Source organism: Ruegeria sp. CE12 (assembly GCF_056537525.1).
The window spans coordinates 477,410-501,575 of the sequence record NZ_JBQFRS010000002.1; the positions used below are offsets into that span (position 1 = coordinate 477,410).

General features: G+C 56.7%; 25 protein-coding genes. 10 read left to right on the forward strand and 15 right to left on the reverse strand.

The features are described 5' to 3' along the window. The first annotated feature begins 1 nt into the window (after position 1). The 6 genes from ACR0IO_RS07185 to ACR0IO_RS07210 all read left to right on the forward strand — a co-directional run bounded on the left by ACR0IO_RS07185 (position 2) and on the right by ACR0IO_RS07210 (position 6,215). Positions 2-1,120, forward strand: a complete 1,119-nt coding sequence (locus ACR0IO_RS07185) for a hypothetical protein (RefSeq protein ID WP_480740410.1) — start codon at positions 2-4, stop codon at positions 1,118-1,120. 102 nt (positions 1,121-1,222) lie between these two features. After that, on the forward strand, positions 1,223-2,269 hold the full coding sequence (locus ACR0IO_RS07190; protein ID WP_480740411.1) for a methyltransferase domain-containing protein: 1,047 nt from the start codon (positions 1,223-1,225) through the stop codon (positions 2,267-2,269). An 80-nt stretch (positions 2,270-2,349) separates the two neighbouring features. After that, on the forward strand, positions 2,350-3,435 hold the full coding sequence (locus ACR0IO_RS07195; protein ID WP_367646920.1) for an ABC transporter ATP-binding protein: 1,086 nt from the start codon (positions 2,350-2,352) through the stop codon (positions 3,433-3,435). A 123-nt stretch (positions 3,436-3,558) separates the two neighbouring features. Further along, positions 3,559-4,341 carry a 5'/3'-nucleotidase SurE gene (surE, locus tag ACR0IO_RS07200; RefSeq protein WP_155150666.1) on the forward strand — a complete coding sequence of 261 codons (783 nt, stop codon included), beginning with the start codon at positions 3,559-3,561 and terminating at the stop codon, positions 4,339-4,341. Continuing rightward, complete coding sequence (locus ACR0IO_RS07205; RefSeq protein WP_480740414.1) at positions 4,338-4,988, forward strand: protein-L-isoaspartate(D-aspartate) O-methyltransferase; 651 nt, start codon at positions 4,338-4,340, stop codon at positions 4,986-4,988. Before surE ends, ACR0IO_RS07205 begins: the two co-directional genes overlap by 4 nt. A 63-nt stretch (positions 4,989-5,051) precedes the next feature. Further along, positions 5,052-6,215 carry a LysM peptidoglycan-binding domain-containing protein gene (locus ACR0IO_RS07210; protein ID WP_480740416.1) on the forward strand — a complete coding sequence of 388 codons (1,164 nt, stop codon included), beginning with the start codon at positions 5,052-5,054 and terminating at the stop codon, positions 6,213-6,215. 61 nt (positions 6,216-6,276) lie between these two features. Here the strand turns inward: ACR0IO_RS07210 and ACR0IO_RS07215 are convergent, their stop codons facing one another. Together ACR0IO_RS07215 and ACR0IO_RS07220 are read right to left on the reverse strand one after the other, a co-directional pair. Then, positions 6,277-6,948 (reverse strand): helix-turn-helix transcriptional regulator, encoded by a 672-nt coding sequence (locus tag ACR0IO_RS07215; protein ID WP_480740418.1) that lies wholly within the window; start codon positions 6,946-6,948, stop codon positions 6,277-6,279. Positions 6,949-6,978: 30 nt separating this feature from the next. Beyond that, positions 6,979-7,284 carry a hypothetical protein gene (locus ACR0IO_RS07220; RefSeq protein ID WP_480740420.1) on the reverse strand — a complete coding sequence of 102 codons (306 nt, stop codon included), beginning with the start codon at positions 7,282-7,284 and terminating at the stop codon, positions 6,979-6,981. A gap of 221 nt (positions 7,285-7,505) precedes the next feature. Here ACR0IO_RS07220 and ACR0IO_RS07225 point away from each other — a divergent pair, with 221 nt between their 5' ends. From ACR0IO_RS07225 to ACR0IO_RS07240, 4 genes are all read left to right on the forward strand, one after another. After that, positions 7,506-7,721: a twin-arginine translocase TatA/TatE family subunit gene (locus ACR0IO_RS07225; protein ID WP_155150653.1), complete on the forward strand. Its 216-nt coding sequence runs from the start codon at positions 7,506-7,508 to the stop codon at positions 7,719-7,721. 6 nt (positions 7,722-7,727) lie between these two features. Beyond that, entirely contained in the window at positions 7,728-8,186 is a 459-nt protein-coding gene (gene tatB, locus ACR0IO_RS07230) for a Sec-independent protein translocase protein TatB (protein ID WP_155150650.1), read from the forward strand. Continuing rightward, positions 8,183-9,064 carry a twin-arginine translocase subunit TatC gene (tatC, locus tag ACR0IO_RS07235; protein WP_480740422.1) on the forward strand — a complete coding sequence of 294 codons (882 nt, stop codon included), beginning with the start codon at positions 8,183-8,185 and terminating at the stop codon, positions 9,062-9,064. The genes tatB and tatC overlap by 4 nt, the downstream gene beginning before the upstream one ends. A gap of 117 nt (positions 9,065-9,181) precedes the next feature. Further along, positions 9,182-10,024: an ATP-binding protein gene (locus ACR0IO_RS07240; protein WP_480740424.1), complete on the forward strand. Its 843-nt coding sequence runs from the start codon at positions 9,182-9,184 to the stop codon at positions 10,022-10,024. 53 nt (positions 10,025-10,077) lie between these two features. On the opposite strand, the gene ACR0IO_RS07245 is transcribed toward ACR0IO_RS07240, so the two are convergent. The 13 genes from ACR0IO_RS07245 to ACR0IO_RS07305 form a co-directional block, all read right to left on the reverse strand. Next, positions 10,078-10,722 (reverse strand): SDR family NAD(P)-dependent oxidoreductase, encoded by a 645-nt coding sequence (locus ACR0IO_RS07245; RefSeq protein ID WP_480740426.1) that lies wholly within the window; start codon positions 10,720-10,722, stop codon positions 10,078-10,080. Positions 10,723-10,764: 42 nt separating this feature from the next. Next, a complete protein-coding gene (locus tag ACR0IO_RS07250; protein WP_480740427.1) occupies positions 10,765-11,013 on the reverse strand; it encodes a hypothetical protein in 249 nt (82 codons plus the stop codon). A 289-nt stretch (positions 11,014-11,302) separates the two neighbouring features. Further along, a complete protein-coding gene (gene purF / locus ACR0IO_RS07255; RefSeq protein ID WP_480740429.1) occupies positions 11,303-12,826 on the reverse strand; it encodes an amidophosphoribosyltransferase in 1,524 nt (507 codons plus the stop codon). Positions 12,827-13,491: 665 nt separating this feature from the next. Beyond that, on the reverse strand, positions 13,492-14,112 hold the full coding sequence (locus ACR0IO_RS07260) for a CvpA family protein (protein WP_480740431.1): 621 nt from the start codon (positions 14,110-14,112) through the stop codon (positions 13,492-13,494). A gap of 41 nt (positions 14,113-14,153) precedes the next feature. Further along, positions 14,154-15,518: a DNA repair protein RadA gene (radA, locus tag ACR0IO_RS07265; protein WP_155150634.1), complete on the reverse strand. Its 1,365-nt coding sequence runs from the start codon at positions 15,516-15,518 to the stop codon at positions 14,154-14,156. 132 nt (positions 15,519-15,650) lie between these two features. After that, on the reverse strand, positions 15,651-16,295 hold the full coding sequence (locus ACR0IO_RS07270; protein ID WP_480740432.1) for a kinetochore Spc7 family protein: 645 nt from the start codon (positions 16,293-16,295) through the stop codon (positions 15,651-15,653). Positions 16,296-16,584: 289 nt separating this feature from the next. Then, complete coding sequence (locus tag ACR0IO_RS07275) at positions 16,585-17,037, reverse strand: paraquat-inducible protein A (RefSeq protein WP_480740435.1); 453 nt, start codon at positions 17,035-17,037, stop codon at positions 16,585-16,587. Between the two features lie 506 nt (positions 17,038-17,543). After that, on the reverse strand, positions 17,544-18,290 hold the full coding sequence (locus ACR0IO_RS07280) for an ABC transporter ATP-binding protein (RefSeq protein ID WP_480740437.1): 747 nt from the start codon (positions 18,288-18,290) through the stop codon (positions 17,544-17,546). Next, positions 18,287-19,069: an MlaE family ABC transporter permease gene (locus ACR0IO_RS07285; protein ID WP_480740439.1), complete on the reverse strand. Its 783-nt coding sequence runs from the start codon at positions 19,067-19,069 to the stop codon at positions 18,287-18,289. Before ACR0IO_RS07285 ends, ACR0IO_RS07280 begins: the two co-directional genes overlap by 4 nt. After that, on the reverse strand, positions 19,066-20,100 hold the full coding sequence (gene alr / locus ACR0IO_RS07290) for an alanine racemase (protein ID WP_480740441.1): 1,035 nt from the start codon (positions 20,098-20,100) through the stop codon (positions 19,066-19,068). Before alr ends, ACR0IO_RS07285 begins: the two co-directional genes overlap by 4 nt. A gap of 237 nt (positions 20,101-20,337) precedes the next feature. After that, complete coding sequence (locus ACR0IO_RS07295; protein WP_480740443.1) at positions 20,338-21,828, reverse strand: replicative DNA helicase; 1,491 nt, start codon at positions 21,826-21,828, stop codon at positions 20,338-20,340. A 202-nt stretch (positions 21,829-22,030) separates the two neighbouring features. Further along, a complete protein-coding gene (locus tag ACR0IO_RS07300; protein WP_480740445.1) occupies positions 22,031-22,708 on the reverse strand; it encodes an orotate phosphoribosyltransferase in 678 nt (225 codons plus the stop codon). Between the two features lie 144 nt (positions 22,709-22,852). Beyond that, positions 22,853-24,034: an ammonium transporter gene (locus ACR0IO_RS07305; protein ID WP_480740447.1), complete on the reverse strand. Its 1,182-nt coding sequence runs from the start codon at positions 24,032-24,034 to the stop codon at positions 22,853-22,855. Between the last annotated feature and the right edge of the window lie 132 nt (positions 24,035-24,166).

Below are 24,166 nucleotides of genomic sequence, written 5' to 3' on the forward strand. Positions count from 1 at the left end.
CATGTCGCAGGGATTCTCGCTGAAAGACCAGTTGTTCAACGCAGAAAAGACCCGCTATCTGGCGGGGCTTTTTGCCGATGCTCAGCCAACATTTGACGCGCCCGCATTTGAGGCGGCGGTGATGGCCAAACTGCCGGAACTTGAGCTGAAAGAGCGCATGACCTGGATCGCAGAATGCCTGCAACAGGCCATTCCTGGCGATCTTCCGACTGTTGCACCGGTGATCCTGCGTGCGCTGCCCGAGCCACTGGACCCGGGTAAGACAGACGATGATTTCGGCGACTTCATCTTTGCACCGCTTGGTGATTGGGTAGTTGCCGTCGGATTGGAACATCCGGAACTGGCGCTGGATGTTCTGGCGGAACTGACGCAGCGGTTTTCGATGGAATGGGCCATACGCCCATTCCTGAACCGCTGGCCTGACGAGGTTGTGACGCGCATGCAGGATTGGTGTGGGCATTCCAGCTATCACGTGCGCAGGTTGGTCAGCGAAGGAACCCGGCCGAGATTGCCTTGGGGGCAGGCGGTTGGGCTGGATCTGGCTGATCCTTTGCCTTTGCTGGATCAACTGCATCGCGACAACACCCGCTATGTTACCCGGTCGGTGGCCAATCATCTGAACGACATCACAAAGAAAGAGCCGGAACTGGTGCTGCAGCGCCTGCAGTATTGGCAGGAAAGCGGTGCACAGGATGCCGAAGAACTGCAGTGGATGACGTCTCATGCGTTGCGCGGGCTGGTGAAGTCTGGCCATGCAGGCGCAATGAAGATGCTGGGATATGATCCCGATGCAGATCTGGATGTCTCGATCAAGGTTGAGGGCGAAGCCATTATCGATGGCGCGCTGGAGTTTTCTGTTGCGATCTCTGGACAGGAAAAACAACCTGTTCTGGTTGATTATATCATTCATTTCCAGAGGCCTGGCGGGAAGATCTCACCTAAGGTTCATAAGCTGAAACAGGCTGAACTGAAGGATGGGTCTCTGACCTTGTCCAAGCGCCACAAACTCAAGGGTAATGCCACAACGTTTAAACTGGTTCCTGGTGCGCATCGGCTGGAGATTCAGGTGAACGGGCAGGTTCGCGGCGGTGTTGATTTCGAGTTGCTGGAGAAATCTTAAACACACCGATTCACGCTTTCGTCAGATGGGACGGTCCCGGATTGCACGGCAACCCGGGCTGCTCTAACTGCTTTTCAGTTCGTGATGAAAAGGAAAGCTCTGATGAAGCATGAGGCTGTGCAGAATTATTATGGTGAGGTCCTGCAGGGCAGCACGGATTTGCAGACGAACGCTTGCTGCACCCCCGACGACATGCCTGATCACGTCAAGCAGATTTTGTCGCGAATTCATGATGATGTGCTGACCCGATATTATGGATGCGGCCTGATCGCGCCTCTGGATCTGGAAGGTATGCACATTCTTGATCTGGGATGCGGTGCTGGTCGGGACGTCTATGCCCTGTCGGCTATGGTGGGCGAAACGGGCCGCGTTGTTGGCGTGGACATGACGCCCGCGCAGCTAGAAATTGCACGGTCTCATCAGGATTATCACGCGAATGCATTTGGTTATGCGGCCAGCAATGTCGAGTTTCATCGCGGCTACATTGAAAAACTGGACGAACTGGATCTTGAGCCCGGCTCATTCGACATCATCGTTTCCAACTGCGTCATCAATCTGGCCACTGACAAGGCGGCTGTTCTGCGCGGTGCGCATCGGTTGCTGAAAGACGGTGGAGAGATGTTTTTCTCGGATGTCTATTCTGACCGACGTGTGCCCAAGGCCATGGCCGAGGATGAGGTTCTGTATGGGGAGTGCCTGTCAGGCGCACTCTATTGGAACGATTTCCTGTCGCTGTCACGTGAGGCCGGATTTGGTGACCCGCGCAGGGTTACGCATCGTCCGCTGACTATTGAAAATCCGGTCCTTGAGGAACGTGTTGCGCCGCTGAGCTTCATTTCAGCGACTTACCGTCTGTTCAAACTGCCCGAGCTCGAGCCCGCGTGCGAAGATTATGGGCAGGCGGTGATCTACAAGGGAACGATCCCACATGCACCGCATATGTTTGCGCTGGATGATCACCACTTTATCGAAGCCGGCAAGGTGTTCCCCGTCTGCGGCAACACATGGATGATGCTTCAGGATACGCGTTTCGCGCGCCACTTTGAGTTCATCGGCGATTTCTCGACCCACTACGGAATTTTCGAAGGGTGTGGAGGGGATAGCCCGTTTGTCGTCGAAGGTGAGGCAGCGTCGGCCGGTTGCTGCTGATCTCTTGCGCCTGAGAGGCGGGGTTGATATCCCCGCCCAAGCCCGATGAATTTGATCGGGAAAGGCAACAGGGTCTATCGGTGACAGTTAACGCAGCTCCTCCTCGTCTGGAAATTCGCAATATTGTCCGCCAGTTCGAAGGACGGACTGTTGTTGACGACGTCTCGCTAAGCGTTCAGGCCGGGCAGGTGACCTGTCTGCTGGGGCCATCTGGCTGCGGTAAATCCACGACATTGCGGATGATTGCCGGTGTCGAGATGCAGGACTCGGGCGAGATTTATGTGGATGGCAAGCTGATCTGCGACACCATCTTTCGCGTACCGCCCGAACGGCGTGAGATCGGTCTGATGTTTCAGGACTTTGCGCTGTTTCCGCATCTGAGTGTTGCCGATAACGTGTCATTCGGGCTGAGAAGCAGCAAAGAAGAAAAGCGCGCCCGTGTTGAAGAGCTGCTGACCAAGGTCGATCTGATGCGGTTCATTGATGGTTTTCCGCATCAATTGTCAGGGGGTGAGCAACAGCGCGTCGCGCTCGCGCGTGCGCTTGCGCCACGTCCACGGATCATGTTGATGGATGAACCTTTCTCGGGTCTCGACAACCGGTTGAGGGATGGTATCCGGGATGAGACTCTGGCCATTCTGAAAGAAGAAGACGCGGCAGTTCTTCTGGTCACGCATGAACCGGAAGAGGCTATGCGGATGGCGGATGAAATCGCTCTGATGCGTGGTGGTAAGATCGTTCAGCAGGGCGCGCCGTATAACGTCTATACCCGACCTGCGGACAAGGCAGCTGTTGCTTTCTTTAGTGATGTCAACATCTTGCCTGCCACTGTTAACGGTGCTCTGGCGGACACCCCGTTCGGGCAGTTTCTGGCTCCGGGTGTTCCGGACGGTACGGATGTCGAGATCGTGTTTCGACCTCAGCACGTCAAACTGGACTTTGATCGCAACGGCAAAGGTCCGGCGCCGACCCCTAGTGCCGGAACCGCCGCCCGGGGCGTAGTGGAACGGGCGCGGTTTCTGGGCAATGAAAGTCTTGTAGAATTCAGGATGGATCACGATGGATCGATCCTGAAGGTGACCGTCCCGAATGTCTTTGTGCCGCAGCCCGGTCGCGCCATGTGGCTTACGATCCGCCGGGATCGTTGCTTTGTTTTCCCAACCTGATCTCTGATTGGTGCAGTTTCCGCCCGAGTGGTGCGCGAATGCCGCAGATTGCATACGCGCTTTGCTTGCCGCAGCGCGGGGGCGCGTCTATCAAGGGCGAAACGTGGGGGTAGTGCAGGCATCATGCGAATTCTTCTTACAAATGACGACGGGATCAACGCGCCAGGCTTGATCACGCTCGAAGCGATTGCGGCCGATCTGGCTGGTCCGGATGGTGAGGTCTGGGTTGTAGCACCTGCGTTTGAGCAGTCGGGCGTCGGACACTGCATCAGCTATACCCATCCGATGATGGTCGCAAAGTTGGACGAGCGACGCTTTGCTGCCGAAGGCTCACCAGCCGATTGTGTGCTTGCCGGGTTGCATGACGTGATGAAGGATGCGCAGCCCGATCTTGTGCTTTCTGGCGTAAATCGCGGAAACAATTCGGCAGAAAACACGCTGTATTCCGGAACCATCGGCGGTGCGATGGAGGCGGCTTTGCAGGGTGTTCCGGCAATCGCATTGTCGCAGTATTTCGGTCCACGCAATCTGGGGCTGGAAGATCCATTCGAGGCTGCGGCACGATATGGCGCCGATCTGGTGCGGCGCATCCTGGATGCCACACCGGATGAAGATGTGGATTACCGCCTGTTTTACAACGTGAATTTCCCACCCGTGCCTGCAGATGAAGTGTTGGGTACTCGTGTCGCGCCGCAGGGATACCGTCGGGATACCCATTTCGGGGTTGAGCCACACAGCTCACCTTCGGGGCGTCGGTTCCTTTGGATCAAGGGTGGCTACCAGCACAACCCGACTGCTCCCGGGACGGATGCGGCTGTAAATCTGGAAGGCTATATATCGGTTACACCGATGCGGGCCGACCTGACTGCGCATGACGCGCTTGAGGCTTTGAAGACGATTGAATGACCGGACCAAGCGCTGAAACCATAATGCAGTTCCTGTTTGCCTTGCGCTCGCGCGGGGTGACGGACGCGCGCGTGCTGGCAGCGATGGAACAGGTTGACCGGGGTCTGTTTGTCAAAGGCCTGTTTGCCGATCGTGCCTATGAAGATACGCCGCTGCCAATCGCATGCGGCCAGACGATCAGTCAGCCCTCGGTCGTGGGTCTGATGACGCAGGCGCTTCAGGTCAATCCGCGCGATACTGTCCTCGAAGTCGGGACGGGTTCGGGTTACCAGGCGGCGATCCTGTCCAAGCTGGCGCGGCGTGTTTATACCGTTGAACGGCACAAGCGTCTGGTTCGGGAAACCGGGCAGCTTTTCCGTGATATGGGACTGACCAATGTCACGGCCATGTTGTCCGATGGATCCCACGGTTTGCCCGAGCAGGCACCGTTTGATCGCATCATCATTACGGCGGCTGCCGAAGACCCGCCAGGGCCGCTCTTGGCGCAGCTGAAAATCGGCGGTATCATGGTCTTACCCGTGGGACAGTCGGATGCGGTGCAAACCCTGATCAGGGTTCGACGTACTGAGGATGGTCTGGACTATGACGAATTGTTGCCTGTCCGTTTTGTGCCCCTGCTGGAGGGGCTTGGGAAGGACGAGGCGTAAAGGACGTTTCCGAATTGTGCACCGGAACCCCGGTAAACAGGGGCAGGTGTTGAGGACAGAGATATGAGAGCAGTTTCCAAATCTACTATGCGCCGCTGCGCAACGGGTTTTGCCGCATTGGTCGTTCTTGCGGGATGCGAGGGGCCGATCGACTATGACCTGCGAGGCAAGGTAGGCGGGTTTTCCACCGCAGACGCAGCACTGGCAGCGACGGCGAACCGTCCCGCACCGGATGCGCGTGGTGTCATTACTTATCCGACCTATCAGGTTGCCGTTGCCCAGAAAGGTGACACCGTCACCCAAGTCGCATCGCGTGTGGGCTTACCCGCTGCAGAACTGGCCCGCTACAACGGTTTGAATGCCAATGACCCTCTGCGCGAGGGTGAGGTTCTGGCGCTGCCGCGTTCGGTCGGGGCTAGCAGCAATGTAGACATCGCCGCAATTGCAGGATCAGCGATTGATGAGGCTCCGGCTACGGGTTCAGTTCAGACTTCGACACTTGAACCGGCAAAGCCAGCCCCAGCACCAGTGGCAGCGGGCCCCGAGCCGATCCGTCACAAGGTCAAGCGTGGCGAAACAGCTTACACCATCTCGCGCCTGTATCAGGTTCCGGTGGAATCGTTGGCTGAATGGAATGGTTTGGGTCCGGACTTCACTGTTCGTGAAGGTCAATTCCTGCTCATCCCCGTCAAGGATCAGCCAGCGCCGCGCAATACCGCAGCCGCATCGACAACCGGTGCGACGGCTGTGACCCAGCCGGGGCAGGGTTCACCAACGCCTACACCGCCCAGTGCGACACAGCCGCTGCCGGATGAGAAGGTCGCGCCGGTCACCCCCGCGCCTGATGTGACTGCCGAGGCTCCGACAAATTCAGGAAGTTCGGCACTGGCGTTACCGGTCTCGGGCAAGATTGTGCGCCCGTATCGCAAAGGCAAGAACGAAGGTATCGACATCGCGGCCTCTCCGGGTACAGCCGTGAACGCGGCCGAGGCGGGTACCGTGGCCGCAATTACATCAGATGCGGACCAGGTTCCGATCATTGTGGTCAAACACAACAATGATCTGCTGACGGTCTATGCGAATGTTCAGGATATTACCGTCAAAAAGGGCGACCGGGTTCGTCGTGGTCAAAAGATCGCGGCCCTGCGCGGCGGGGACAATGCCTATGTGCATTTCGAGGTACGCAAGGGCTTCGAATCCGTTGATCCGGAACCCTATCTGAAGTGATCGAGATGGCCCAATTTGGGCCGTGCCTATGGCAGAAGTAGTTTTGAAAAGATGAGGATGGTCAGGCGTTTGGGTCGTAGTCGCTTAGGCGTTTTCCCACCTCGTCCGAAAAAATTTCCGGCAGGGGTGTGACTGTTTCGATCAGGTCGATGCGGAACACCCGAAAACCAGCGCGCAGTTCGCACCATGCGGTCAGGGTCCAGACGCGGCCCCAATATTCCATATGCAGTGGGCGGATGGTCCGTTTCGTAAGGACGCCATCGATCCGACGATACGAGAGATGAAGTTTTTGCCGGGACTTTATGGCTGCGCGGATTGGAGCCATATGCGCCAGACCACGTGCCGCATCGGCAAAGGGGTAGACTGCAAACTTCCAGGTATCAGCCTCGGCAACCACCTGAGTAGGCAATACGGCATCGATCTTGTCAGCCAATGACTCGGCGGCGGCTTTGAGATCGGGGTCAGCGGCCTCGGCAACGATTGCCATTCCGAGGTTCAACGCCTCCAGTTCGGCGGGGGTCAGGTTAAGCGGGGGCAGGGTGATCTGTTCACGTACCATGTACCCGACACCGCGCTCACCCTCGACCGGTACGCCCGAGGCAACCAGTGTATCCATGTCACGATAAATCGTGCGGACCGACACCTCGAGCCGGTCCGCGATGTCCTGTGCGCGATGCAGTCTACCGTCGCGCAGGATCTGGATGATATCGAACAATCGATCAGTGCGGCGCATCGGCTTTACCCTGTTGCGCCGCGCCAACCGTCATGCAGTCATATTCCATAGCACATGCTCATGACGCATCTGGATACTCTCGGGCTGGATCGCCGCGATCAGGGCCGGTGCGAAATCCTGTTGCGGGAATTGGGCGGCTGCGTCCTGCGCTGCTTTCATATCCTTCCAGATGACATAATCGGTCCAGCGGCCGTCTTCGCCCTGACTGAGCTGACGATGGGTGAAACCCGGTGCTGACCTGACAAAACTCTCAGAGGCCTGGCTGAGTTTCACGAAATCCTCTGGCGTTGTGCCATTGGCGAGCGTGAAGGTTACGATTTCTGCGACATGCGTCATTTGGATCTCCATTGACTAGGTTTCGATGTCGTAGTCCTAGTCACCTACAACTGACATAAACCTGTCAGTTGAGAAAAGCGACCCCCTCAAATTCGTAGATTTACCGTGATTTTGATCGCCAAACCGTTCTGCTTGTCTTTTGTGGACAGCTCACAAGGCGTAAACACGATGCGAAATCGAATATCCGGCGCGCATCGCGCCGACGCATAAGGAGAAGAGACATGCTCAACAATATCGGTCTTCCAGGCATCCTGCTTATTGCTGTTGTTGTTCTCGTGCTGTTTGGTCGTGGCAAGATCAGTTCGCTGATGGGCGAAGTTGGCAAAGGGATCACTTCGTTCAAGAAAGGCATCAAGGAAGGTTCGGAAGAAATCGAACAGGATGCGTCCGAGCTGGCCAAGGACGTCACGCCCGAGACCGACAAAGACAAGGTCTGATCGGCCATGTTTGATCTGGGCTGGACCGAGCTTCTGGTCATCGGCATCGTTGCCTTGATCGTGGTAGGGCCAAAGGACCTGCCAGTGCTGTTTCGCAATGCCGGTCGTTGGATTGGCAAGGCCCGCGGAATGGCGCGCGAGTTCAGCAATGCGATGAATCAAGCCGCTGACGAAGCCGGTGTGAGTGAGATTCAGAAGGGCATCAAAGCCGCCACCAACCCGATGAATACAGCTATGGACGGTGTAAAAAACGCTGCCCAGGACATGGCGAAGAGCATTGATCCGACCAAGTTCGACCCTGAAAGCGAGACAGGAAAACTGGCTGCTGATCGGGCTGAACAGGCCAAGAAGATTCAGGCTTCGACCGCTCGCGCTGCTGCCGAGCGGAAAGCCAAAGAAGCTGCCGAAGCGTTGGCTAAGGCTGAAGAGGCCGAAGCTGCGCTGAATACTGAAAGCAAGACATGACCAAGACCGACGAGATCGAGGATTCCTCGGCCCCATTGATCGAACATCTGGCAGAACTACGCACGCGGCTGATTCACTGCGTCGTGGCGTTTCTGATCGGCATGATCATCTGCTTTTCGGTGGCCACGCCAATCTTCAACTTTCTGACGCAACCCTTGTGTGAGGTTCTGACAGAACGCGGTCAGGACTGTGGCTTGATCTTCATCTCGCCGCAGGAAGGCTTCTTTGTTGCGATCAAAGTTTCGTTGCTGGGCGGTTTCATTCTGGCGTTTCCGTATATCGGGATGCAGATGTGGCGCTTTGTGGCGCCGGGGCTTTATCGGTCAGAAAAGAACGCGTTTCTGCCATTTATGGTGGCATCGCCGTTCATGTTCCTTCTGGGTGCAAGCTTTGCCTTCTATGTTGTCACTCCGCTTGCCTATGACTTTTTCCTGGGCTTCCAGCAGTTCGGAACCGAGGGTGAAGCTGTCGTGGATGGCGCAGCTGCAGCGCCACTGAGCGTGGTTTTCCAAGGCTCGGCGCAGGAATATCTGAACCTGACCATCAAGTTCATCGTCGCATTTGGCCTTTGTTTCCAATTGCCGGTTCTTTTGACCCTTATGGGCAAGGCAGGGCTGGTGAGCGCCGAAGGTTTGGGCGCCGTACGCAAATATGCGGTTGTGGGGATCTTGGTTCTTGCAGCGATCGTTACGCCGCCGGACGTGATTACTCAGATCATCCTGTTCATCGTGGTCTACGGTCTCTACGAGATTTCGATCTTCCTTGTCGCGCGTGTTGAGAAGAAGCGTGAAGAGCAATTGCGTGCTGACGGCTACTACGATGATGATGAGGCCGAGGCAGATGAAGAGATGATGCAGGATTACGAAGACACCAAGTAATCTGCAGATACAACTAGGGATAAGGCGCGTCCAAGTTTGGCGCGCCTTTTTCATGTGCGGCTCTTGTTGCGCGAGGCGGAACATGATTGAAAACCTGCGGAATACCCGGAGGAGCCGATGGACGATCAAGCCCTGAACCGTATCGCAGATGCACTTGAGCGCATGGCGCCAGCACCATTGGCAGCCCCTGATTTCAATGCCGCACCGGCTTTTGTCTGGCAGGTTGAACCGGACCGACTGGAACCGGTCGAACAGGTTAACCGCGTCAATCTGGACTTGCTGGTAGGCATCAACCGGTCTCGCGACACATTGCTGGATAACACCCGCCGGTTTGCAGCTGGCTACAAGGCCAACAACGCGCTGCTATGGGGCGCACGGGGAATGGGGAAATCCAGCCTCGTAAAAGCCGTGCACGGCACATTGCAGGACGAACATCCTGATCTGAAGCTGGTGGAGCTGCAACGTGAAGACATGAGCTCGGTCGCGCGCCTGCTAAACCACCTACGCGCCGCGCCACACCGATTCATTCTGTTTTGTGACGACCTGTCGTTCAGCCACGATGACCAGCACTACAAGTCGCTCAAGGCGGTTCTGGATGGGGGTATCGAAGGGCGCCCCGAGAATGTGGTGTTTTATGCCACTTCAAATCGCAGGCACCTCATGCCGCGGGATATGATCGAAAATGAACGCTCGAGCGCCATCAACCCATCCGAGGCGGTCGAGGAGAAGGTTTCTCTCTCTGATCGTTTTGGCCTGTGGCTCGGCTTCCATCCCTGTGATCAGGATGAGTATCTGGCGATGATCGACCGGTATTGTGCCGCTTATGGCGTTACGGTCGATGCCGAAACGCTGCGCGCCGAGGCTATTGAATGGCAGGCAACACGCGGATCGCGTTCAGGCCGTGTAGCATGGCAGTTCTTTGTGGATCTGGCCGGACGGACAGGGGTGCACATCGCATAAAAAACGGCGCCTGGGTTTTGAGGGCGCCGTTTCGCTTTCTCAATAGAGAGAATTCAAAGAAGAGTTAGAATGCGTGCCGCTTCATCTGCGGTGGCCGTCAGCGCTTCGCGGTCTTCACCGGGGTGAAAACGTGCACGAACTGCTGTTGGCATCGGTGCAGGCTCTATGATGGAAACACGAGGGCCCGTGCGCTCGGTTTCGGTTGCCCAGCTCCGCGCCAGAGCCATCTGAGCAGCCTTGGTGGCACCATAGATGCCATAGAATTTCTCGCCAGCCTTCGGATCATCAAAGAACACGGCATGGCCAGCTTCGCCAAGAAGGGGGGCGATATAGGGGATCAGAACCGAGGTCGCATTTGCGTTCGTGTTTACCGCCTTGGTCCACTCTTTCGGGTCGACGAAATGCGCGGGCGTCAAAGCTGAAGTGTGGATAGCGGTATGCAGCCACAGATCCACCTTACCCCAACGGTCGTGAATTCCGCGGCACAGCGTTGCCATGGCATCGGGATCGGTAACATCCATCGGAGCCAAAGTGGCGCTGCCGCCTTTGGCCTGAATGCGGTCGTCAAGCTCTTCTAACCCGCCAGTGGTGCGGGCGACAGCGACGATGTGATACTCGGGCGCCAGCGCTTCGGCCAGTGCTGCACCCAATCCGCGAGAGGCCCCTGTGATGAGGGCAATTTTGGTCTGATCGGTCATGGGAGCGGTTTGAACCCCTGCGCACGGGTCGTCAAGCCGAGATCAGCCGCCGGGGATGGCGATCCGCTTGGTCTGGCCGCTTTGTCGCAGCATGATGCCGTCTTCATCGATGGCAACTACGGTCCCCGAGGCGACGCGGCTACCCGGTTTGACCTCTTTAACCCGTCCCGACGACAGTCGCATCAGGGCGCGCATATTGGCCTTGGGTCCAAATACGCCGAGCACCGATACGGAGTTCTTCTTGAGCGCGCCCTTTTTAGTGGCCGCACTTTTAACAGTGGCGTTTGACATAGATCGCGGTCAGGAAAAAACCCGACCCCTTTGTTGTGAGCGGTTGGTGGCACGCGGGCTACCAAACCGATCGCTGAAATTGAAGTATGCCACTGCGTCACGAAAACGTGGGTGCAAAACCGGTCTGACGAAGCCTTTGCAATCGCAGATCGTTCACCGGCTGGTTGTAGGCGAAAACTTACCAGTGAACAGGCGGCGTGGCCCCACAAGAGCGAACAATGTGCGCCTGAAGCGCCACTAATGAATAGCTGATTCGCCGGGGCAGCGGTGTTGCGCTGCCCGGTCTTGTTTACCCCGAAGCGAGCTTCGCCGAGTTCCAGGACCCTCCGACGACCTGCATGTCTTCGCGCTTTTTGCTGACGCGACTGCTGTTTTCAAGGCTATCCAGATAATCCTCGCTGACGCTGCCCGTGATGTAGTTGCCATCAAAGCAGGAGCAGTCGAATTGCTCGATCTCGGGATTGCCTTCCTTGGCGGCCCAGATCAGATCATCGAGATTTTGATAGAACAGCGCGTCAGCGCCCAGCTCTTCGCGGATTTCCTCGATCTCTTTGCCATTGGCGACCAGCTCATGCTTGGTGGGCATGTCGATGCCGTAGACATTAGGGTATTTCACTGGCGGCGATGCGCTGGCGATATAAACCTTTTTCGCTCCGGCCTCGCGGCACATCTGCACGATTTTCTTGATCGTGTTACCGCGCACAATGGAATCGTCGATCAGCAGAACATTGTGCCCATCGAACTCCAGCGGAACCGCATTCAGCTTGCGCCGGACAGACTTTTGCCGCTCGGCCTGACCTGGCATGATAAATGTTCGACCCACATAGCGGTTTTTTACCAGACCCTCGCGATAGGGGATGCCAGTGATCTTTGCCGCCTCAAGCGCCACAGGACGAGCACTGTCGGGCACCGGGATGATCCGATCAATTTCCAGTCCGGACTCCTGAATCTGCTTGGCCAGTGTTTGACCCATACGCATTTGGGTTTTGTAGACCGACACACCGTCCAGAAGTGAATCCGGGCGCGCGAGATAGACATATTCAAAGATGCAGGGGGTGAGCTTGCCTTCGACCGCCTGAAATTCGTGCATGTTGCCGTCCAGATCAATCAGGATCGCCTCGCCAGCGCGCAGATCGCGCAGCTTGTCGAAACCATTGATGCCGAAAGCAACGTCTTCCGAGGCAAAGGCGTAATCGTCGCCTTGCCCTTCGGCCACGCGCTTGGCAACTGACAGGGGGCGGATGCCATACGGGTCACGGAAGGCCAGCATACCCACGCCCGCAATCAGGCAGATCACCGAATAGGCGCCCTGAACCCGCTCCATTGTCATCTTCACACCAGCAAAGATGTTGCGGATCGGATCGGAGTTGCCGTTCACCTTAATTGCATCGGCCACCTTATCGGCCAGCACATTCAACAGGATCTCGGAATCTGATGTTGTGCGCAGGTGCCGGCTGTATTTGCCAGTGACCTTCTCGCGCTGTTCAGCAGTGTTGGTGATGTTGCCGTTGTGGACGAGGTAGATTCCATAAGGCGCGTTCACGAAGAACGGCTGGGCTTCGGCCGCGCTGAGCGATCCTGCAGTGGGGTAGCGCACATGACCAATTCCGATCTTACCCGACAGCGTCCCGGCATCCTGTGCGTTGAAGACATCCTTGACCAGACCATTGGCCTTTTTCTCGCGAAAGAACTCGCCGTTGTAGGTGACGATGCCCGAGGCGTCCTGACCCCGGTGCTGCAGCATCAGCAGCCCGTCATAGATTTCCGCAAAGACATCATGCGTCCTGCTTGCGATCCCCAAAATCCCACACATGTACGGGCTCCAATTTCTATGACGTTTTAAAGTAGAGGGTATTTCGTGCCGCGGAATGGTTCTGATGAGCGCGGATTCTCATTCGCGCAGGTACTGCTTTTCCTGATGCCAAATGCGCAAGCAGCGCAGCGGCGATCACGAAGGAAAACAGAAAGAACAAGATCGGTAGCTCCGATTCCGTGGCGGTCTGGCTTCCACATAATGCCTAATGTCGCCGCTGTCATCAAAGGATCACACTCGCGTTTTGCCGCAGGCTGATTTTGAGCATCTAGGCCAATACAGGTGACATGTTCAGACATATATGCTGTGATGATAAAAGTTCCGAGCGATAACAGAAATCGAGGTTTCGGATGGGTAAAGCGTATGTGGCAACATAAGCAGGGATCTAAGAAAGAAGAGCAGGCAAAACGTCGTTGTCACCGGTGCCGTGGCATGGGCCGTGCGCCTTGCCCAATCTGCAATGGTGCTGGCGAGGTCGTCAAAAGCAGAGATGTGTTCGGAAAGCCGGAATATAGCCGATGTGACGGGTGCTTTGGCTTAAAATCGACGCGATGTGCCGTGTGCGGTGGCGAGGGGTTTTCCTGACAGTTCAAGTTTTTTGATCGTCAGCAACAAAAAAGCCCGGTCGAAACCGGGCTTTCACCTGAATTCCAGATTTGGTCAGCTCAGTTGCCGGTACCTTCGGTGCTTTCAGTGTTCTCGGTGTTGCTTGTATCTACCGAGTTGTCTGAGTCTGCGGTGCAGCTTGCAACCAGCTCTTCGTACTGAGATGTAACCCAACCCAGAGCGGCCTCGGGGTTCTGCTCTTCGATCCGGTCGCTGAACTGTTCAAAGACCTTGGCCGAACGGCTTTCATCAACGATCGTGTAGGACTGGCCGGTCATAACGGTGTCGTAGACGAAGAAGGCGATGGCAACGAGCAGGATGCCGCGCGCGATACCGAAGAAGAAGCCCAGTGCCTGATCCAGACCGCCCAGTGCTGAACGTTGCACGAGCGATGAAAACAGTGGCGTAAAGATGCTGACGATGATCAGAGCAATCGCAAACACCGCAGCAAATCCTGTGATGACTGACAGTTCACAGCTGTCACGCAGGAACTCTCCGACAACCGGAACCTCTTTGACCAAAGGAACGGCCTGCGGCGCGAAGATAAAGGCCAGAATGGCGGCCGCAACCCAGCCAGCGATGGCCAGAACCTCGCGCATGAAACCGCGCGAATAGGCCAATATGCCCGACAGCACGATGATCAGGGCAACCACCCCGTCAATTATTGTAAAACCTTCCATGGCCCTCGCCTGTTCTTTTTTCTGCCCCTCGAGGCGCGATCTTAACCTGCTCCGAAGGTTTCGCCAACAAACCCAACCAAATCACTGGGTCGGGTGAGTGTCAGACCTGCCACAGTGCCGGTTTTGCCACCTGCCGGAGCAATTGCCGATGTGAAACCAAGTTTTTGCGCTTCTTTCAACCTATTTTCGGTCTGAGGGGCCGGTCTAAGTGCCCCAGATAACGAGATTTCTCCGAAAACAACGGTATCTGCGGGCAGGGCTGTGTCTTCTCGGGCACTCAGCAACGCGGCGGCGACCGCCAGATCGGCCGCAGGTTCACTGACTTTCAAGCCGCCTGCGACGTTCAGATAGACATCCAGGCCTGCAAACGGGATGCCACAGCGCGCTTCGAGCACGGCCAGGATCATCGCCAAACGGCCACTGTCCCAGCCGACGACAGTGCGGCGGGGTTGTGAATGAGGGGAAGGAGAAACAAGGGCCTGCAGTTCGACCAGCACAGGGCGCGTACCTTCGATACCGGCAAACACTGCTGAGCCGGGGCTGGGCTTGCCCCTTTCCGACAGAAACAACGCAGAAGGGTTGGTGACCTGCGCCAGACCTTTGCCTGTCATCTCGAACACGCCGATCTCATCGGCGGGGCCGAAACGGTTCTTGACCGCGCGCAGGATGCGAAACTGATGGCCACGCTCGCCTTCGAAGTAAAGGACGGTATCGACCATGTGTTCAACCACGCGCGGGCCGGCGATCTGACCTTCTTTTGTCACATGCCCGACCATGATGATCGACACGCCATGGCGTTTGGCGAACGATGTCAGCTCATGTGCTGCGGCGCGGACCTGAGACACCGATCCCGGCGCACTATCGACATTGTCGGCCCACATGGTCTGAATCGAGTCGATGATGGCCAGACCCGGTTTTTCGGCTTCCAAAGTCGTGAGGATGTCGCGCAGGTTTGTTTCTGCCGCCAGTTGGACGGGTGCGTCTTCGAGGCCAAGGCGACGGGCGCGCATACGAACCTGCGCGCTGGCTTCCTCACCCGAGACATAGATGGTTTTCAAACCGGTCCGGGCGAACCGTGCTGCCGCCTGAAGCAGAAGAGTGGATTTGCCGATACCCGGATCACCGCCAACCAAAAGCGCTGAGGCCGGGACAAGACCACCGCCAAGTACGCGATCGAGTTCCTCGACACCGCAGAGTGTGCGGGGCGGGGGTGTTTCTTCGGTCGACAGGTCGGACAGAACTATGGACTGACCGCGCTTGCCGCCCAGAGATTTCTTGGCCGGTCCTGCGGAGAGTGGTGCGTCCTGCGTGATGGTGTTCCATTCGCCGCAGGCATCGCATCGCCCGGACCAACGGGTATGCGTAGCACCACAGGCCGAGCAGGAGAAAGAAGTCGTCTTTGCCATGCGGCCTTTGGTGCCCGAGGTTGAGTGGTTCTTCAAGCCCTTGTGGGCAATCATTACCGCCGCTGGGGTGCCGCGTCGTCAGACCCTTAAGGCCATCCTCTGCGAAAGGCGCTGTCGCGCCGGGGTGAGTGGTTATTCAGCTGCCCGCGGTGGCGACATCGCGATAACGCTGGATGCGCTGGGATCGCTGTCGTCAGGCGGGGTTTGCAGTTGCGCCGAGAGTTCCGGCAAAAGCTCGAAAAGCTCATCTCTCAGCCGTGTCAGTTGTGATTTGGCGATCGATTCCTCGATCTCGATGTCACGTGTCCATTGCCGCAGTTCGTGCAGGATGGTCTGAGCGTCTTCTATCCGCTGCTGGAACAGCTCAACCTCTTCCTGACGTTGCTGCAGGAAACCACGCGCTCGTTTGACCTTGGCCTCACCATAGGTTTCGGCCAGTTCGTGGCTGACCTGGCTCATCTGTGCTGCAAGCTCCAGAATTTCGGGCTCCATCGCCTGCAGATCGGGATGATCGCGCAGAAAGTGCATCCTTTCCTTGACCGCATCGAATTCGGACGCGAGCGCAAAAACGCCGCTGCGGTCAGAGGCATGCGCAACGCGGTAGGCATCTACGATATCCTGCATGTTGAGCGAGAACTTTCGATGTGTGCTCTCAAGCGCCATCATGCGCGCACTTGAAGGCAGGTAGAAGGCCAGCATGAGAATCAGGCAGGTCAATCCAACTTGGAAATAGGGTCCTGCATCAATTGCAGGGTTGTTTCCGATGGCAGCCTGCATTGACAACCAGGGCCAAACGCCCGCTGCTGACATCAGGGTTGCAAACACCGCGAATAGGGCGGCGGCACAGATAAGAATAAAAGTTAAGCGTAAGAAAATATTTTGAAATTGCAATGTGATGTTGTGGAGGGCGGCCATAATAGTCCATCTCCTTTCGAAACCGGCTTAGACCGGACCCGAGGCGGAGATACCATCTAACACAAACGACGATCCGCTGCGGACCCGTAAACTAACAAAACTTAGCTGCTCGAATACTAAACATGATACTCAAATAAATGTTTTCAATCAATTAGGTCTGAGAATTTCGTGATTTAAGTTGCACTTCGGTAATGTGACCCAATGCGATCGAGGCCAGAATGCAACCTGTAAACAGATACAAACCCCACGCGGTTTCGATGGTCGCATACGAGATGCCTTTGGCCAGCGTAATGTACAGAGCAATAAGGAAAATATCGGCCATCGCGAGTTTGCCAAGGATGTGCAATGCGGGCTGTACGCGCGGGTCCAACAGGTTCCACTGGATCAGCGCTGTACCGATGGTTTTGAGATAAGGCGCAAAGAGAGCGAAGGCAGTCACGACGAGCGCGAGGAACACATCCGAGTGCCAGAGGGACTGCAGGCCGGTGATCACGCTGATCTCACTGAGGCCGAAGATCGGGAGCAGCCCTGCGCGCATCAGCGGGGCGAACCACGCGATGGGGTATAGGACCAAGAGCGAGAGTGTAGCGAGGCGGAGGGTCATCGAAGCTGATCAATATGGATGAACATCTATCTTACAACTATGTCTATGAAAGGAAAATTGGCTGATCTATTCAGACAACAATTATAAGAGCGTCGTTGATTGAAAATCAGACCTTAGACATCTGTTCCTGTGCATTTTTTAGTCCGTTTCTTACGTTTGTGTTTAGCAAACTCCCAGAGCATCGCGACAACACCAAAGGGCAACATAACCCAAATAGCGATATCTGCTGATTTCGAATAGTGAGATTCGTAGTAACTCTCGGGATACGCAAACTTCCAGACCACAACTGGCATTGCACAGGCTAGTAATCTGAGAGGAGCAGAGTTGTAGACACAAAACTCCTTTGTGAGTCGAAGTAAGGTCTTCAAACGATTGTTTCTCCTGTTCACAGCCCGAAATTCTAAGTAGCGTAGGGGCCATCGAAGACTTGGAGCAAGTAATACAGAAATGGCAAGACAGTAATGAGCGCGAAAAGCACCGGCCTAGGCATGGTGCTTGTTACTTCTTCACCGCACGGCTTCAATCGGCCCTTCGGCACTCCCACTGATGAATTGTTCCAGATAGGGATCACCTGACGCATCCATCTGTCCGACTGGACCAGTCCACTGGATCACGCCGTCATGTAGCATCGCGACGTTGTCGGCAATTGCGCGGACCGAGCTCATGTCGTGGGTGATAGTCATGGCCGTGGCCCCCATCTCGGTCACGATCTCTCGGATCAAGTCATTGATGACACCGGACATGATCGGGTCGAGGCCCGTGGTTGGTTCATCAAAAAAGATGATCTCAGGCTCGGCAGCGATTGCTCGGGCGAGGCCAACGCGTTTCTGCATGCCGCCTGACAGCTCAGAGGGGTAGAGATCGGCGACCTTGGCCCGCAGGCCGACGCGACGCAGTTTATCGATGGCGATCTCACGCGCGTACTCGGCGGGCTGTTTCATAGGTCCGCGCAGCAGCCGGAAGGCGACGTTTTGCCAGACGGGCAGGGAATCGAACAATGCACCGCCTTGAAACAGCATTCCAAACCGGGCCAGAAACGCGTCGCGGTCGCCTTTGGTGGCGTCTTTGCCATCGACATAGATCATGCCACTGTCAGGCTTAATTAGCCCGAGGATACATTTCAGAGCCACTGATTTCCCGGTGCCGGAACCGCCGATGATAACCATCGAGGTACCTTTGGGGATCTCAAGGTTCATGCCCTGCAGGACATGGTTGTCGCCAAAGGCTTTATGTACGTTCTCCATCCGGATCATAGCGAGAAGAATACCCCTGTGAGAACGAAGTTGGCGGCCAGGATCAGAACAGCGGCTGCCTCGACCGAGCCTTTGGTGGCACGGCCAACACCTTGTGCGCCACGGCCTGATGTCATGCCGTAGTAGCAGCCCATGATCGCGGCGATCAGGCCGAATGCTGCGCCTTTGACCAGTGATGAGACAATGTCGCGAGTCTCTAGAAAATTCACGGTATTCTGCAGGTAGGTCGCAGGATTGAAGCCAAGATTTTGGGTCGCAACCACATAGCCACCTGCGATTCCGATCACGTCACCTACGGCAACCAGTGCCGGGACAGTAATCAGGGCTGCCAGAACACGCGGGGCGGTCAGGTATTTCATCGGATGGGTTGAAAGCGTGACAAGCGCATCAATCTGCTCGGTCACTTTCATTGTCGCGATTTCGGCCGCGATAGAAGATGTCACGCGCGCAGCAATCATGAGGCCAACCAACACAGGGCCTAGTTCGCGCACCATGCCAATAGCCACGATCTGGGGCACAACGGCCTCGGCGTTAAAACGAGCGCCGCCCGCATAGATCTGCAGCGCCAGTGCGCCGCCGGTGAAGATAGCGGTCAGTCCGACGACCGGGAGGGACAGCCAGCCGATGTTCAGCAGTGCGATGCCGAACTCGCGTGGATAAAATGGGGGACGAAAGATATGTGAGATCGCATCCAGTGCGAACAGGGCCACTCTGCCAAAGGCGGCGAGCATATTGAGCACTGCTCGTCCCAGACCTCCAAGCAAGCTCAGAGGGTTCATTCCACGTAGCCCCGGGAATAACGGCTGCCCATCGAAGTCAGGATTTCATAACCGATCGTACCGGCTGCTTCGGCCAGATCATCGATGGTCTGATGGCCGTTCAAAATACGCAGGCGTTCTGGCGTGTGGGGCAGGTCAGTGACATCGACAGTGATCAGGTCCATCGAAATGCGACCGACGACCGGGCAGGGCTGATCGCCCGAAAAGGTATCGATGCCACCGCCTATGGCGCGGTGCAGGCCGTCAGCATAGCCTGCAGAAACGGTCGCAATGCGAGACGTGCGTCGGGCAGTCCAGCTGTTGCCGTAACCAACGGTTTCACCCACTTCGACATCACGCACCTGAATGACCGGAAGATCGACGGTCACGACCGGCTTGGCACCGGCGAACGGCATACCGCCATACAACCCGATCCCGGGTCTGCAGAATTCAAAGTGGAACTCAGACCCCAACAGGGTTCCCCCGGTGGCAGCAAGCGATCTGGGTGCAGTGACACCTTCGGTCATCCCGCGGAAAGTCTCGAGCTGTTGATGGTTCATCGGGTGATCCGGTTCGTCGGAGCAGGCCAGATGAGACATCACGACCACGGGGTTCAGCGCCTCGGCCCTTGGGCGCAGTTCCGCCCAATCGGCGGGCTCGAGCCCCAACCGGTTCATACCGCTGTCGAGCTGAATGCCCAAAGCGTGATCTGGCAGTGCCTCGACATGTCGCTGGAACTGTTCGGGCGAATTGATCAGTGGAGTCAGGTCATGTGCACGCAGCAGATCGGTGTCGCCTTCCATATGACCGGAAAAGACGCAGATTGTCGGTCCCGGGCCCACGGCCTCGCGCACATCGGCACCTTCTTCGGCCGCAGCAACAAAGAACTTCCGAACGCCTTCTTCGGCCAGCGCATTAGCAACAGGGCCTGCGCCCAGACCATAGGCATCGGCCTTGACCACGGCGCCGGTTTCGACATCCGTTTTTGCGTCGAGCGCCCGCCAGTTGCTGGCAAGCGCCTGAAGATTGATCGTCAAACGTGCAGTACTCATGGCACTGTTCATGACATCGGGAAGGACGAGGTCAAGGGGGAATAACCTGAAACTTGCGTGGATCACCTGCGGTATAAGCGACATATGGCTGAATTTGCTGAAAAACCGGCAAGTAAAGCAGGGAATTCGTCCGCGAGTGCGGAGAAAATCTGCAGGCATTTGATTGTGTTGGTTCAAGGATCAAACCTGCCCCCTGTGACGCATCGTTTACGCTGGGGGCAGGTCAAGCTTGCCTCGTCAGTATCCTTCGATCTGACCTTCTTGCTGCCAGGGTTTGACCAGATTGCCAAAGCGCGTGAACTGGGCCTCGAAGGAAAGCTCAACCGTACCGATGGGACCATGACGCTGTTTGCCCACGATGACCTCGGCCTTGCCATGTAGCCGTTCCATGGCCTGCTTCCACTCTTCCATCTTTTCCAACTCGTGATCGCCGGGCTTTTCGCGTTCCTTGTAGTATTCCTCGCGGAACACGAACATCACGACGTCGGCGTCCTGTTCGATCGAGCCTGATTCCCGCAGGTCAGACAGTTGTGGGCGTTTATCATCGCGGCTTTCAACCTGACGGCTGAGCTGAGACAGGGCGATGACGGGAATGTTCAGCTCCTTTGCGATGGCTTTCATACCCATCGAAATTTCGGCGATCTCGTTGACCCGGTTGTCGGACATACCGCGGCAAAGCTGCAGATAGTCGATCACCAGAAGATCCAGCCCATGCGTCCTTTTCAACCGCCGCGCTCGTGCGGCAAGCTGCGAGATGGGCAGTGCAGGGGTGTCGTCGATGAACAGAGGGCATGCCTCAAGCTCTTTAGCGGCGTCCACGAACCGGCGGAACTCGGCCTCGGTCATGTCACCCTGACGGATTTTGTGAGAGGAGATTTCGGAGGCTTCGGCCAGAACACGACCCGCAAGCTGTTCCGCGCTCATCTCCAACGAGAAGAAGCCCACGACACCGCCATCGATTGCGCCTTCGCTGCCGTCGGATTTTTGACCTCGCTTGTAAGCTTTGGCCACGTTAAAAGCCACGTTGGTCGCAAGCGAGGTTTTACCCATAGAGGGACGGCCGGCCAGGATGATCAGGTCCGATGGATGCAACCCACCCAGTTGCTTGTCCAGATCGGCCAGACCGGTCGAGATTCCGGCCATCCCGCCCCCACGCTGATAAGCCTCATTGGTTACGTTGACGGCTTCTGTGACCGCTTTGAGGAAGGATTGAAAACCTTGTTCGGTCTGCCCTTGTTCGGACAGTTGATAAAGCTGCTGTTCAGCCTCGACGATCTGTTCTTTTGGCTCGCTCGATACATCAACCCGCGCCGCCTTGTCCGAGATGTCCCGACCAAGGCGGATCAGCTCACGCCGGATCGCAAGGTCATAGATCATCTGGGCGTAGTCGTGCACTGCAAAGGCGCTGATTGAGGCGCCTGCCAGTTTAACCAGATAGGCCGGACCGCCGAGTTCTTTCAGGCCTTCATCCTCGGCCATGAATGACTTGAGTGTCACGGGCGAGGCGAGAGCGTTTTTTGCAATCCGGTTAGCTGCGACTTCATAAATGCGCGCATGCACCGGGTCATAGAAATGCTCGGAACCGATGATCGACGCGACACGGTCATACAGATCGTTATTGGTAAGGATCGCACCCAGAAGCTGCTGCTCGGCCTCAATGGAATGCGGCATGGTTTCGGCATTCTGAATCTGAGCTGCCGCCTGCTCGATACTGCTGATCTCGTTCATTGCTGCTCTCACCATCCCCTTGGGACAGAGTCCATAGCCCGGCCCCGCGAGTCGGGGCAAATTGTATGTTTTCTGGGGATATGCTGTGCATATCTCGCTGCCCCATCATATTGAAGTATGACGGGGCGGGGCGTCAACATATTGTATGCTAAAGTCTGTTTTAAAGATCAGTGTTTCCGATCGGTAAACAGTTTTCGCAACGTCAGCCCTTGTGTGCTTCCTGCCAGCCACGCGGATCGTTCAGGAACGCCTCGACGCCATCCAGCGTTTCCTGATCGAAGGCGCCTTGTGCTTTTGCCTCGGCCAGTACGTCCCACCATGTGCAAAGGTGGTGCAATTTCACCCCGTGATCGCCCAAGGTTTTTTCGGTTTCCGGGAAGATGCCGTAGTAAAAGATCACTGCGGTATGGCCGCAGGTCGCGCCGGTTTCGCGGATCGCATCAACAAAGGACAATTTCGAGCCGCCATCGGTGGTCAGGTCCTCGACCAGCAGGACACGCTGACCTTCGCTCATCTCGCCCTCGATCCGTGCGTTGCGGCCATAACCTTTGGGTTTTTTACGCACGTAGGTCATCGGTAGTGCCATGCGTTCTGCAACCAGCGCGCCAAAAGGAATGCCTGCGGTTTCACCGCCTGCAACGTTATCGAAAGCCTCAAACCCAGCATCACGCACGACCGTGACGGTTAGAAAATCCATCAGCGTTGAGCGAATGCGCGGGAACGAGATCAGTTTGCGGCAATCAATGTAGGTTGGGCTTGGCAGGCCCGAGGCCAGCGTGAACGGTTCACGCGAATTGAAATGTACGGCCTTGATCTCCAGCAACATCCGCGCGGTCAGGCGGGCGATTTCGGTGCTATCGGGAAATGAACTGGTGATCATGGCAAGACCTCTGGGCTGAATGGCGTTGCGGGCTGATAGCCTGTCCTTGCAGGTGGTGTCGAGAGGGTTCGGCGCAAAAGAAAAGCGGGCCTCCCAAGAGACCCGCTTGTGCCCTTGCGGGCAGCAGAGCACGCCAAGGTGGGCTTAGCTGCTCATATCGTAGGCGCGTTCCCCATGTACCGCGAGGTCGAGCCCGTTTGTTTCGGTCTCCGCGTCTACGCGAAGTGGGGTGATCAGTGCAACCACCTTGACCAACACAATCGTGACAACTGCCGTAAAGGCACCCACGATAACCAGCCCGCCCAACTGTGCAGTCCAGGTTCCCAGACCGAATAGAGCGATCATGATTGTACCGAAGATCCCGCCAACGCCATGTACTGCAAAGACGTCCAGAGTATCGTCGATCTTGAGCATGTTGCGCATGACATAGACGGCTTCCTGACACAGGATACCGGCCACTGCGCCGATGATCAGTGCCTGAACCGGTCCGACAAAACCTGAGGCCGGAGTGATCGACGCCAAACCAGCGATCGTGCCGGTGACGAGGCCGACCATCGAGGCCTTACCGAACCTGATACGCTCCCACAGCGCCCAGCTCAGGGATGCAGTGGCGGCTGACAGGTGTGTAACGGTCATTGCCATGGCAGCACCACCATCGGCGGCCAGTTGCGAGCCGCCATTGAAGCCGAACCAGCCCACCCACAGCATTGCCGCGCCGATCATGACATAGCCGGGGTTGTGCGGCGGGGTGGTGCGGTTGCGACGCGGGCCGAGAATTACAGCTATGATCAGGGCTGCCAGACCAGCGGTTTCATGGACGACGATACCGCCGGCAAAGTCGCGAACACCGATCTCCCCCAATATGCCGCCATCAGACAACATGCCTCCGCCCCAGATCCAATGAACGACGGGGGCATAGCACAGCAGCATCCAAAGACCCGAGAAGGTCAGGACAAACCCAAAGCCCACGCGTTCTACATACGCTCCGACGATCAGGGCAGGGGTGATGATGGCAAACGTCATCTGGAAGGCAAAGAACAGAACCTCGGGCAGGGTTCCCGCCAGGCTGTCTGCGTCGACGCCATTGAGGAAAGCCTTGTCGAGGCCGCCCCACACTCCGGATGGGGCATCGCCAAATGCGATGGAGTATCCGGCGACCAGCCACAAGATGCTCATCAGGCAGGCAATCGAAAAACAGTGCATGAACACGCTGAGCACGTTGCGTGCCCGGACGAGCCCGCCGTAAAACAGCGCCAATCCCGGCAATGTCATGAACAGGACCAGCGCGGTTGCGACGATGATCCAGGCTGTATCGGCTCCGTTCATGGGCCGCTCTCCTCTTTCGCTTCAGGTGCGCCGGTTCATGACGTTTATTCACGAACCGGCGCTAAGTGAGTGGTGGTGCGAAGCGTTGAAGCGAACAGGAGACGAGGAAAAAAGAGGCGAGCAGCTTAAAAC